Here is a 12651-nt window from a genome sequence, read left to right as displayed (position 1 = left end):
AGGAGGCGGTCGTGGGCTACGTCCCACCGCCCCTGCGGGGCTGGGGGAAGGGTTGGCCAAGGTCCCAGGGCTGCGCCACGCGTTCCGCGTGGCTGGCCCTAGGCTACACCCTCCCGCCCCTTGCGGGGCTACGGACCTCGTTTGTTCGGACCTCTCGTGCTTCGGACATCAGTTCCCGGCTCTTTCAGCGCCAACGGCGCGTTACATACCAGCCTGGCCTGCAGGGCCAGGAAATCGGACCCAAACCGCCAAAAGGGCTGAAGGCCCGAAACATGGACACGCTTCAAGAAATCAGTTGAGCGATGCCTTTCGCGGTTGCGGCTCTGCTGCGCCGGGCTACGTCCTGCCGCCCCTGCGGGGCTTCCGAGACGGCGCAGGGCTCTTCCGTCACCGGTGGCGCTGGCAGTGCAACCACCAAGGGATGAGCGTAAACGGCAGCAGCGGCACGATGAGCAGCAACGCGGCAAACAAACGAGACGTCGCAAGAGGGAGGTCGTCCACCAAATCAGTTGGAGGAAACACGAGTGCCGCGATAAATACCGTCACACACAGCGCCAGGCTGCGCCAACGCATGAGCCGGCGCCACAAACACGCACATGCTGAGACTGCGAAGATGCCTGCGAACAATGCCGCAAACGTGTACATTGAGGCGGACCTAGAACCGTTGAATTCCGCAAGAAGTGAAGGGCCCCACGCGGCCACCACTGCAGGAACCGGCGATGTCAGACAGCTCCATACTAGCACAGTAAAGAGTGAAGCCCCGAGAAACCATGCGGGGTCGCTGATTCTAACAACTTGGCTCCCCATGTAATCCGCCTCCTTCTGGGGCTGTGCCAGGCCTACGACTTCTGGAAGAGGTTCGTCCGGCGTCAGGCCGGCTTCGAGACGTAACCGGGCGATTCGAGCATTCACCATTCGTTGCCCGGCGTAGAGCGCAGATTGGTTAACGGCTTCCGTGGCCAGCGCAATGCCCAGCACGATCACAGCGACCTGGAATAGTGCCAGGAGTCGGGCGCTGGCCATTAGCCGCGTCTCTTGGGGACGAGTGAAGAGGAAGGTGCGATGACGGGTACCCGCAAGGTGATTCTCCGATAGGATCAGCATCCCAATCGTCCATGCGCCCGCCGGAAGGAGGATGACTGCCAGAGTCTGCGTTGCATTTGCCGCGAACACAGAGCTTAACGCGGTCACTGGTCGAAGGAGTCCTAGCTGGATTACCATGCAGACGGTCATGACGAGTCCCGAAAAGAGCGCGAACGGGCCCACCGCTGGGCAATAGCGCCGGAACTCGAACCACACTTGCGCGCGAAAAGGCGACGCGAAAGGTTTACGCCGTCTGACTGCGCCCCGCGGATGCGGGACCACCAACTCTGCGCCGGTCTGGGCTGCGCCGCGGCGTTCTGCAGCCAGCATGAGCCACGAAAAGAAGTAACCGGCGACCGCGAAACCCACTGCTGCGGCGCACCACAGGTACGGACCATACCATTCGCGGAGATGCGCGAACGTGATAATCCCCACAACGGATTTAGAAACTAGAATCAAAGGAATCGTCACCAATAGCAGGCCGAATGCAAATAGAAATCCCGTTTTGCGCACTGCCGGTGTCCACGCAAGCACGTGCATCCAGACGAAGACGATCACACAAACCGCGTGGAGCAACAGGTAGGCGTTCCGCTGCGTAGCGCTAGGTACGGCCTCTGCAATCAGCGTAGTCAGGGCGAGGGGCACCACAAAAAGCCCCACCCAGAAGAGGCCGTAGCCATAGTTGATCAGCGCCAGGCGGGCCGTGTTTACGGGGAGACGCAGTTGGTACGAAGGGACGCCCGTGGTCAGCTCGCGCCCCGAACGACGCACCAGCAGCACTATCGTCAGCGCAACGAACGCCAAGAAAGTGATGATGCTCAAAATGTCCGCGGCGCTCTCGCCACCCTTCAACAGAATCACGACACCCGCCCATGGTGCCGCGCACGCCGCCAATGCCAGCCATCCGCCCGTCCTCCAGCGTTCCCACAGCAGCGCCTGCGCTGGGCCTAAACGGCGGTTAGTGCCATGTGTCTTTGCTGCGTTTTCGGCTTCCATGGCTACTCTCCTTCTTCTCTACGGCGGTCCTCTTGTCTGACGAAACGCGCACGTAGCCACCAGCGACCCGGCCAAGGTGCGAGCAGGAACCCCCGTCCCCGCTCTCGTCCGCTCTCCTCTCTCCAGCCAAGCGCATACTTACTCCTACCGGACGGCCCTATGTCTGGCGCCGGCGCGCGCCACGAATATGTCTTCGAGGGACGGGATTTCTTCGGCGAGGACCTCGGCGCCGCCAGTACGGATAGCCTCGCGTATACGCTCGAGGTCGCCGTCGCACACAACGCTCCACTCGCGGCCGCCACCTTCGCAGGCCAGCGCTTCGGGAAAGTCGGGCCGCCGTTCGACGGGTTCGGGGAACCGGATTACCACGCGGCGGTGCGACGCTTTGATGGCGTCCATGCCGCCCTGGAACACGAGGCGCCCTTCGTGGAGCATGGCGACGTCGTCCGCGACGCGCTCGACTTCATCCAGCAGGTGCGAAGAGAAGACCACGGTGCGGCCCTCGTCGGCGACGGTGCGAATGATGGCGGCGAGGATATCGCGCCGCACGACCGGGTCGAGTCCCGACGACGGCTCGTCGAGCAGGAGCAGCGGCGGCCGGTACGCCAGCGCGATCAGGAGCCCCGCCTGCGCACGTTGTCCGCGGGACAGCTCCTTGATGCGGGCACCGGGGTCTAACCCGAAAGTCTCGCGCAACTCCTCGGCGTAGGCTTCGTCCCACTCGGGATAAAACGCTTGGGTGTAGCGCATAAGCTCGTGCACGCGCATCCAGTCGGGGATGTCGCGGTCCTCCGAGAGGTAGCCTACTTTCGACAATACGCCCACGGGGTCCTTGACCGGATCGAGTCCGAATACCCGGACCGAGCCCGCTTGGGCCTTGAGCAGTCCCAGCAGATGGTGAATGAGCGTGGTTTTCCCCGCGCCGTTCTCGCCCACCAGCCCGAACACGCACCCCCGCGGCACGGTCAAGTCCACATCGGCGAGGGCGGTTGTCCGGCGGAACCGGCGTGTCAAGCCCTTCACTTCGATTACGATGTCTCGGTTATCGTCGTGTTCCATCGAGAACATCCTCCTGCAAGAAATGGCCGGGACAGATCCCAGCCTGCCGCGCAAGACCTCAGGTCAGTCGCTATCTTTCGCTCTCTTGTTTATCATTTGTCTTATTGCCCCTATCCATGAGTTCCTTGTCACGCTTGCGGATGATGTCGATTACTTCCTCGGTATCGATATCCAACTGCAGGGCTTGCGCGAGGAGGGCGTCCACTGATCCCCGGACGAGCCGAAGGCGCTCGCGGCGGGCCAGCGGCGAGCCCTGGTCCGACACATAGGTGCCTGCGCCCTGGCGCTTGGTGAGAACACCCTCCGTTTCGAGTTCGCGATAGGCCCGCGCGACCGTATTCGGGTTGATGAGCAGTTGCTGGGCAAGCACGCGGATGGGCGGGAGTTCGTCGCCGGGCTCAAGGCGTCCCGAGGCAAGCATGAGCTTCACCTGGTTGACGATCTGCTGATAAAGCGGCACGCCGTCCGCCGCAGAGATGTGGAATTGCATCGCCCGATGCCTCCGCCTGAGTCTGAAGAAATTGTATTAATACTCTAACACAATTTTTGCCGGAATGCAAGAGGCTTTTTGCAGCGGCTGCCACACACTTTTGAACTCGTCCGGGGCCAAGCCGGACGCGCCACGCGCGCCTACGCCAGCACTGCAACGATGACGAGCTGGACGTCCACAGCGTCGACCGATCCGTCGCCGTTGATGTCGCAATCGTAGGAAACATCGATTTGGAGAGCCGCATTGACCACAAGCTGAACGTCGCTTGCATTGACTTCGCCGTCATCGTCGATGTCGGCGTCGAACACGGCATCGAGCGGCACGAGGGCGATGTCGGCGCGGGCGGCCGGTCCGCCGGACACAACAACGCCGCGGACCGTTTTGCGCTGGTAGCCTTCGGCTTCGATGGCGAGGGTGTACGTGCCGGGCAGGAGCATGCGGTGGTAGTCGCCGACGCCGGGGTCGGTGAATACAGGCTGCGCATTGCCCTCGACCGTCACTTTGGCGTTGACGGGCAATCCGGTAAGAGCGTCGGTCACGACGCCGCGCACGCCGATGTGCACCGCCTCGAGGTAATGCAGCATGGCCTCGCGGTTGTCGTCCCAGAGACCGGGCAACGATGACGCCGCGGGCCGTTTCGTGTCGGAAAGCTCGACTGTCACGTCGTTGCACGCGAGGTAGCGGTAATGCCAGTCCTGCATGCCGCCCAAGACGGTGTACCACGCCGAGCCGTTCGTGACGCCGTCCTCGAAGACGGCACTGTTCCACATGGGAGAATTGTGGAAGGAGTATCGGCGCGCCACGTCTTCGAACAGGAGGTCGTCGGGAGTGGGCGCATCATAACCCGAAGGGAAGCCGTCCTCGTCGTAGGGATAGTTGACGACAAGGGAGCCGCTATGAAAGTTGGCCGACAGCACGAAGCGGTTCGCGGTGGTCCACCGCATCACGTGCGCCACCTCGGCCGGGCGGCCGGCATCTCCAAGGGGTTCGCCGTCGTATGCCGTGCCCGTGTAATCGGCCGGGTACTCGGGGAAGCTCCGGTTGAGGTCGAACGACTGCGCGTTGTACCGGCTGGCGGCCTCGCGCCCGTCCGGATTCATCAGCGGCATGATGGCGATGGCCGTGGTGTCGACGAGAGCGGTGATGTCCGGGTCGTTGCCATATCCCGTCAGCAACAGATTGATGAAATAGAGGCACATTTCGGTGCCGATTGGTTCGTCGCCGTGAATGGCCGATATGTATTTGAACTCGGGCTCGTCCTCTTCCCCGCCGGGGTTGTCGCTGATGTTGAGCACCCACAGCTCGCGGCCCTGAACCGACTGTCCCGCGCTATCGAGCCGGACGATATCAGGATAGGCCGCCGCCCAGGCCTCGAGCATCGCCGTGAGGGACGCGTAGTCGTTGTATTGGCCCAGGGCTTTGAGTTGGCCGCCGTCCCGGCCGGTTACCCGCCACGAATAGCCCAACTCGCCGAGAAGCTCGAGTTCGCTTGCTTCCGCGTAGATCTCGACGGCGCCGTCACGCACCGAGGCGATATCGAACCCGCGCCGCGCAAGCTCCAGCACCGCCTCTGCGTCAGCCGCCGCGGCCTCGATGATGTAGACCTGGCCCGTGCGCGGGCCCGCGCCCAGCGCCATGCGCGGGGCGGCCGCCGAGGCCTCCGCGCCCGGCATGACCAGCAGCCCTACGGCGGCGAGTGTGAAAATCCGGCGAATCGCAGTACTCCACCGGCGTCTCGAGAACGGGACGCACCCCATCCCAGAATCACATCCCTGTTGCCCGGCACAAGAACCACAAAGAGTATACCAGTGCCGGGCGGGGTTGTTTCCATCAAGGGTAGCGGGCCGGGCGGAAGGCGGATGCCCGTGCGCGGTTCCGGGCCGCACCCGGCGATGCCTATTTGAACTCGCGATCGTAGCGGCCCATGATGCGCGGCCCGTCTATCGTCACCATCCAGGGAGATTCACCCGGGTACCGGGAAAACGTGACGTGGCCGTCCATATACAGCACGTTCACGCCGGAAGGCACGTGTGTAGACCCCTTCACCTGGGCCGTGAGATGGTCCCACATGACCGGCACGATGCTCTGCGAGTTCTCAGAGGCCGCGGGATTGTTGATATCGGTTATCATGAACCGCTCGACGCCTTCCCGGAGCCGGTACAGAACGTCGCCGCCGCCTGCCTGAGTGCCGGGAAAGGTGTCCGCGAAGTCGTAATCTTCATCGGAAGCCGCGCCGCTGGTGGCCACGCTTGCCGCGCCCAATTCTCCCAAGGGCGTGTCGATGTAGTCCGCGCCTTCGTACCGGCCGCCGATGCCGCTGCCGGGCACGCCCACCTTGTCGAATCCAAGGAAGTTCACCGCGTCCATGAAGAGCCAGCCCGTATAGTTGAAGGGTGACTTCACCAGTTCTTCAGGCTGAATAATCCCGTCTTTGTTTCCCCCGCCGCGTTCGCCTTGATCGTAGCGCTCCAACGGAGTCGACGTCGCCATGGACGGACACCAGACAACATTGAGGTCCGTGATGTATTCGGGATACATCGACGGGCCGTTGAAGATCATGGTGTCCGAAAGCTGTCCACGGATATTGTGGATCATTCGCGGCGGCCATTTTTCTCCACGCGATTCGTTGGCGTACATCTTGAAGGCCAGGCCCATCTGCTTGAGATTGTTCGCGCATGCCGCACGGCGGGCGGCTTCCCGCGCCCGCGCAAGGGCGGGAAGCAGAATCGCGGCAAGGATACCGATGATCGCGATGACCACAAGCAACTCGATAAGCGTGAACCCTTGCCTTCCTCCGACTGTCCTCTGTGCCATCAAAAAACTCCGTGCGTCGCGTTTCGAAATGATTGACCGCGCCCCGTCACCGGCGCCATCGGCTCCAAGAAACTCGCTGAAGTATACTGATGTCCCGCAGCACCCGCAAACCTCCGGACAGTTGAGAGGAACGCGCCTTGATGCATCGCCGGGCCATGTCTATGATGCCTTGTGATTCCCTGAAGGATTCTTGCACCGCGGAGGGAATGTGAAGATGCTGAGCTGGCCAAGACACAGGATTATCCGGGCCGCGATGGCAACAATGTGCGCTGCCGCGCTTTTAGCGGGGTGGGATTGGACGCATGGGGCGAAGAGCGCTCACGTGGCCGCAAGCGAAGAAGCGGCCGAGTTGCAGTCGCTCAAACCCGAGGATGTCCTGTCAAAACTGGACTTGGACCGCCCGGAACTGGCTGCGGTCAAAGCCGCGGCGCAGCAGGAGGGCCGCATCAAGGCGCTTGAGGCGTTGCTGGCCCATTACCGCGCGAAATACCCGCTTGCCGAACCCTCGGGAAAGGTGAATGAGACCAGTCTGCGGGTTGCAGACGGCGTCGTCAACCACGTTTTCCAGTGGGGCCCTTATGAGCCGGCGCAGTACGAGCAAGACCTCCGCTGGGACTGGGATCCCCGGGGCGATATCGAATGGGTAGCCGCCATATACCGGTTCTACTGGACCGAGCCCCTCGAGCAGGCGTATCGGGAAACGCGCGACGAGAAATATCCAAAAGCCTACGTGGACCTCACGCGCGACTGGATCGCGAAACATCCTCTCGAGGAACACGCGAAGACCCATTACGTGTACGACCGGTGGCGCGGATTCGCCTGGCTGGACATTCAGACCGGTGTTCGCGCGACGCGCCTGTGCCAGTCGTTCCCGGTCATGGTGCATGCCGAAGCATTTACGCCCGAGTTCCTGGGCGTGTTGCTTGCGAGTCTTTACGATCACCAGGTGAAGACCGAGAAGCTCCCCATGAACGCGGTGCACAACAAGGCCGTGTTCGAGCAGCGCGGGTTCGTGAATATCGCGTATACGTTCCCCGAGTTCGCGGATTCCCGCCGATGGATGGAACTGGCCATGAGCCGCCTGAGCGGCAACCTCGTGGCCCAGGTGACGCCCGACGGCGTGCAGCGCGAGTGGTCCGGCGGATATCACAGCGGCGTGCTGCGCGACGCGGTCGAGATTATGGAACGCATGGAGGCGTGCGATATCGACGTGCCCCAGGAGTACCGACAGCGGGTACGGGGCATGTTCGATTACATCTTCGGCATTGCAACCCCGGAACTGGGATATCCGATGTTCGGCGACACAAGCCGGACTCTTGACCTCCCGGAAGACCGTTCTCAGTGGCAGCTCTATCCGACGTTGATGCAGGGCACGAAGGTGTTTGGCGACCCGAAGTATGCCGCCCGCGCGGCCTTGGATTACCAGATACTTCCCCAACAGACGAGCTATGCGTTCCCGGACGCCGGCATGTATGCGCTGCGCAACGAGTGGGGCCCCGGGCAACTCTATTTCGCCCTGCATTGCTCTCCCCCGGCCATCAGCGGCCACGATCAGCCCGACAACGGCACGTTCGAACTGTACGCCTACGGCCGCTGGCTCATGACGGACTCCGGATACTACACCTACGGCCACGATCCCAAAGGGCGGGCATGGCACCGCCAGACCCGCGTGCATCAGACCTTGACCCTCGACGAAAAAGACACCAAGGTCGACGGGAAGGCGCTCCTCTGGAACGCTGAGCCGGCGCTTACGGCTGTTGTAGTCGAGAACGGCTCCTACGAGAGGCTCACGCACCGCCGTACCGTGTGGCTTGTAGACGGACAATTCCTCGTGTTGCTGGATGAGGCCATCGGCGATGCTCCGGGAGTATTGGACCTGCATTTCCAGTTCGCGCCCGGCGAAGTGCGGATGGACAGCGGCGCGCACTGGGCGGCCACGCGATTCGACGACGCAAATGTGCTGGTCTGGCAGGGGCCCGATGCCCCTGTGACAGCCGTGCAGGAAGATGGCTGGTATGCTTGGACTTACGGCCGCCGCACCCCGCGCACGGCCATCCGTTTCCGGCACAATGGCCAAGCCCCCGCCGCGTTTCTCACGCTACTCGTGCCCTACCACGGCGTTGAAACGCCTCGTGTCAGCGCCGCCCTGCCACAGGATTTCATGGTCGGCGCGGAGCGCGTAGAACTCAACGTCGAGGTGTTCGGAAAACTCCACACTGTGGGCCGCGATCTAACCCGGCAACGCGCGTGGTGCAACGCGCCAGGCTTGTAAGCGGGACCGCCGCCACCACACCGTCCACAAACGCAAGGGTCTCCCACAAGCATGCATAGCCATGACTGCCGGGAGCAACGAACGCCGGAACGGGTTCAGTCTGAGTGGCAGCACGCACCATCCCCTTAGCTTGGTTAGACAACCCGGCTAAAGTCCACGCCTTGTGTTGCCGATATCCAGAAACGGCAACAACTATCTTAAGCCGGTTCCGCGTTTTCGGGACGGGCCGGGAGGGAACTGTCATGGCCACTGCAGGGGTGTCGAATGTTTTTCCCCAGCTCAATCAGCTCATCAACGCTGCCACCTCATCAGGATTTCGCGGGCGCGGCAAAACGCCCAGCGAAAACGCCGCCTTGCCCGCCCTCCTGGCTACTGCCGGGAAAGGCGCACCCGCACGGGCCTCACAAACGGCCGAAACGGCCATCGCAGACCAATTCGACGCGCTCACGTACAGTGCCCGGATGGAGCGCGTCAGCCTCGCGGCCGAGTTCGAGAAAGTGCGCGCCCGTATCGCGGCCGCAAACGAAGATGCCGGCGAGGCACAAGCACAAGCCGGCATGGAACAGCTCGTATTCAGTTTCTTCGCCGAGTCCCGTTACGAGGAACTCGCCATCTTTCAGCAGCGCACGTCGAAGGTCGCGAACGGCCTCGAGGGCGCCCGGCAGCAGTCCTTTGTCCTGGCTAACCGGCAGATGTCGGCCCGATTCTCGATCTCGCTGACGATGTCCGGCGCCGCACTCAACGGGTTTGCCGGCGCTGCCGAGGCCCTTCAAAACGGGGACTCCGCCTCTTTTGACCAATTCATGGGGTTCGCGCAGGACGTGCTCGCCAAACTCGACGACATTGCCAGCGAGATCTTCTCGCTCATGCACGACCTGATACAGGGAGGCGGGGAGCTGCAGGAGCGTATTCAGAGCTTCATCGAACAGTTGCGCGCCCTCGGGCTTCTAGGAGGCGGCGAAACGAGCGCCCTGCCCGCGAACGGGGAGTCATCCTCCCCAATACAGGTCCAGGCCCAAAGCATGACGTTCCAACTCGAATTCGAGTTCGAATACACCGAAATCGTGCAGGTCCAGGGGCAGGCCGTGCAGGAATCCGACCCTGTGGTGCTGGACCTTGACGGAGACGGCATTGAACTGTCAAGTTACCGTGACGGCGCGCGTTTCGACATCACAGGAACCGGAAAGGCCGCCAGGACCGCGTTCGTAACGGGCGGCGACGCATTCCTCGCCATCGACCGCAATGCCAATGGCCGCATCGACAGCGGCGCGGAGCTGTTTGGAGACCAGAACGGCGCGGCAAACGGATTCGAAGAACTCCGTAAGCTCGACAGCAACGGCGACGGACGCATCAACCGGCTCGACGACCGCTTCAGCGAACTCTTGCTTTGGAAGGATGACGGCGACGGCGAGACCGAAGACGGTGAACTGACCAGCCTGGACGCGGCGGGCATCGAGGAGATATCCCTTGCCTACCGGAACGTAAACCAGACAGCGGCCGGCGGCAACCGCCTCGAGCAGCTCGCCTCGTTTGTGCGAAAAGACGGCTCGCGCGGCACGGCCGCCGACGCCATCCTCAATTTTATCGCATAAGCATCAATACGCCCTTTCCCGGTTGCTGACATCCCCAAGGGGGGGCTTCCAATCACGCGGGACCCGGTCACGGAAGAACGGGTCCCGCCGCCGTTTTCGCGTTTCCCCCGGCGAAGCGTTTCCCCTGGCCGCCGGCGCCGGATGCCGGACGCCCGGACTGACCTCCCTGGTGCTCGTGACCCAGAAGAGCAGCGGACGGGGCAAGGGTGACGCTCCAAACACTCCATATGCTATGATCCGGACTTGCAACTGAGGGAGACGCGCGTCATGACCCAATCGATGGAACGGGAAGCCCTGGAGCTGGCCACCATTCTCGATACCATGGCCGACGGGGTGTTCGTTATTGATAACGATTTTGTCGTCCAACGGTGGAACCGCGCCATGGAACGCATTACCGGGTATTCGCCTGCCGAGGCCATTGGACGAAATTGCGCGTTCCTGAGCGACGGCCGCGTCGAGGGGGAAAGCCGGCCCGTGCCCCCCATCACGTACCATGTTTTCCACCTCGAAGCCGTCGATAAAACCGAAACCGTCATCCGGAACTCAAACGGCGAGGAAGTCCAGGTGGTCGCCGCGGGACGCGTTCTGCACAGCGAAGCCGGAGAACCCATGGGCGCCGTGATCACGCTCACCGATATTACCTCGCTGCGGCGCCTGGAAACCGAAATGAACCAGCTCCGGCGCGAAGTGACGGGCCGCTTCGAGTTTCACAATATCGTGGGGAAAAGTCCCCAGATGCGCGAGATTTTCAACCTCGTCGAGTTGGCGGCGGCGTCCCCTGTCACCGTCCTGATCACCGGCGAGACCGGAACCGGCAAGGAAGTGGTCGCCAAGGCGATCCATTACCACAGCGATCGAAAAGACGGACCGCTCGTCCGGGTGAATTGTTCCGCCCTTTCCGAGTCCCTTCTCGAAAGCGAACTTTTTGGCCACGCCAGGGGGGCATTTACCGGCGCCATCAGGGAACACATCGGACGGTTCGAGCGCGCAAACGGCGGCACCATTTTCCTCGATGAAGTCGGCGACATCCCGCCCCTGGTGCAGGTAAAACTGCTCCGCGTATTGCAGGAGCGCGAACTCGAACGCGTCGGAGAGTCGATCCCCAGGAAAGTCGACGTCCGGGTCATCGCCGCCACGCACCGCAATCTGCGTGACCTCGTGCGGCGCGGCGATTTCCGCGAAGACCTCTTTTACCGGCTCAAGGTCTTCCCCATACATCTGCCCCCCGTCCGCGAACGCAAGGAAGACATCGACCCGCTCATCAAGCGGTTCATCGCACGGTTCAACGAAGAAACCGGCAAAAACATCCAGGGTTTGACCCCCGACGCCATCCACATGATTATGGACTATTGCTGGCCGGGCAACGTGCGCGAAATCGAGAACGCCATCGAGCACGCCTTCGTCACGTGCAACAGCGCGTTCATCGGACCCTTCGACCTGCCCGTCGAGATCCGCCGCGTGGAAGTCAAGCGCCAGCTATGCGATGAATCCGGCGAACTCGGCGGATTCGACGTGTCCGACGTCTATTCCGAAATGCCCTCGCGCCGGAAACGCGGCAATACACGCGACGAGTTGATCGCCGTGCTCGACGCGTGCGGCTGGAACAAGGCTGAGGCAGCCCGGCGTCTCGGCATCACCCGAACGTCCGTCTGGCGCCGTATGAAAAAACTCAATGTCCCCCTCCAACCGCAGGACTAAGCGCGCCGCCGAACCGTTCCGGGAGAATTGTCGCGCCGCAGGACATCAGCTCCGGGGGCGTTGTCCGTGTCCCGGGAGGTTCACGAGGCCCCTGCCACTGCTCCCTGAGACCGTTTAGGTAACGCCACATCTGCGCAGAATGTAACGCTGTGTAACGTAACATTCATACAAAACCGCGTTCTCAGGAATTTTTCGTGATTCTATAACCTGCCTTACGGCATATGCTTGAGGAGTAGGTTGACCTTAAGCCACTTTTTGGCACGAAAACTGCTCTCCCCCTGTCAGTTGTCGGCAAACTCCTGAACTGCGTGCGCGGAGTGGCAAGCACCGTGACTGTTGAGAGAGCTTTACGCACAATAGCGGGGTTCTTTGTCCTTGCCAGCGCCCTTCTCGGGGCGTTCCATTCGCGCTACTGGCTCATTTTCACGGGGTTTGTGGGCGCCAACCTGCTTCAGTCGGGTTTTACGAACTGGTGCCCAATGGTCTGGGTCCTCGAAAGAGCGGGCCTTCGCCGTTCCGACCAGCCGCCAGCCCCATAAGGGCTGCGTGAGACAGTTGAATACGGCCTTTCAAGGCCGTCAGGGTTCCCTCCCTAAAACCGGGGCGGTATATCCACACCGCTCCGTGCCGCCGGGCCGTTGCCGAGG

The 12651-nt window shown here is 62.2% G+C and carries 10 protein-coding genes; 5 read left to right on the top strand and 5 right to left on the bottom strand.

What is annotated here, in order from left to right:
* Nucleotides 1–299 (top strand): hypothetical protein (locus tag PLJ71_19660; protein HQM50909.1); only part of this gene is annotated, 299 nt, incomplete at its 5' end.
* Between the two features lie 88 nt (nt 300–387).
* Here PLJ71_19660 and PLJ71_19655 read toward each other — a convergent pair.
* From PLJ71_19655 to PLJ71_19635, 5 genes are all read right to left on the bottom strand, one after another.
* The gene (locus PLJ71_19655) at nt 388–2079 is read right to left on the bottom strand and encodes a hypothetical protein (GenBank protein HQM50908.1); all 1692 of its coding nucleotides are present in this window, start codon (nt 2077–2079) and stop codon (nt 388–390) included.
* Between the two features lie 144 nt (nt 2080–2223).
* The gene (locus tag PLJ71_19650; protein HQM50907.1) at nt 2224–3138 is read right to left on the bottom strand and encodes an ABC transporter ATP-binding protein; all 915 of its coding nucleotides are present in this window, start codon (nt 3136–3138) and stop codon (nt 2224–2226) included.
* Between the two features lie 70 nt (nt 3139–3208).
* Nucleotides 3209–3628: a GntR family transcriptional regulator gene (locus PLJ71_19645; protein ID HQM50906.1), complete on the bottom strand. Its 420-nt coding sequence runs from the start codon at nt 3626–3628 to the stop codon at nt 3209–3211.
* A 140-nt stretch (nt 3629–3768) separates the two neighbouring features.
* Complete coding sequence (locus PLJ71_19640; protein ID HQM50905.1) at nt 3769–5385, bottom strand: M14 family zinc carboxypeptidase; 1617 nt, start codon at nt 5383–5385, stop codon at nt 3769–3771.
* Nucleotides 5386–5524: 139 nt separating this feature from the next.
* Nucleotides 5525–6442 carry a DUF1559 domain-containing protein gene (locus PLJ71_19635; GenBank protein ID HQM50904.1) on the bottom strand — a complete coding sequence of 306 codons (918 nt, stop codon included), beginning with the start codon at nt 6440–6442 and terminating at the stop codon, nt 5525–5527.
* Nucleotides 6443–6764: 322 nt separating this feature from the next.
* On the opposite strand from PLJ71_19635, the gene PLJ71_19630 reads away from it, so the two are divergent.
* The 4 genes from PLJ71_19630 to PLJ71_19615 all read left to right on the top strand — a co-directional run bounded on the left by PLJ71_19630 (nt 6765) and on the right by PLJ71_19615 (nt 12543).
* The gene (locus PLJ71_19630) at nt 6765–8714 is read left to right on the top strand and encodes an alginate lyase family protein (GenBank protein HQM50903.1); all 1950 of its coding nucleotides are present in this window, start codon (nt 6765–6767) and stop codon (nt 8712–8714) included.
* 242 nt (nt 8715–8956) lie between these two features.
* Nucleotides 8957–10306: a hypothetical protein gene (locus tag PLJ71_19625; protein ID HQM50902.1), complete on the top strand. Its 1350-nt coding sequence runs from the start codon at nt 8957–8959 to the stop codon at nt 10304–10306.
* Nucleotides 10307–10573: 267 nt separating this feature from the next.
* Nucleotides 10574–12004: a sigma 54-interacting transcriptional regulator gene (locus PLJ71_19620; protein ID HQM50901.1), complete on the top strand. Its 1431-nt coding sequence runs from the start codon at nt 10574–10576 to the stop codon at nt 12002–12004.
* A gap of 329 nt (nt 12005–12333) precedes the next feature.
* Complete coding sequence (locus PLJ71_19615) at nt 12334–12543, top strand: DUF2892 domain-containing protein (protein HQM50900.1); 210 nt, start codon at nt 12334–12336, stop codon at nt 12541–12543.
* Nucleotides 12544–12651 lie beyond the last annotated feature (108 nt).

The sequence above is a fragment of the Candidatus Hydrogenedentota bacterium genome (assembly GCA_035416745.1).
GTDB lineage: Bacteria > Hydrogenedentota > Hydrogenedentia > Hydrogenedentales > SLHB01 > UBA2224.
The sequence above is the reverse complement of the archived record's forward strand: the minus strand, read 5'-3'. Positions and strand labels throughout refer to the sequence as shown.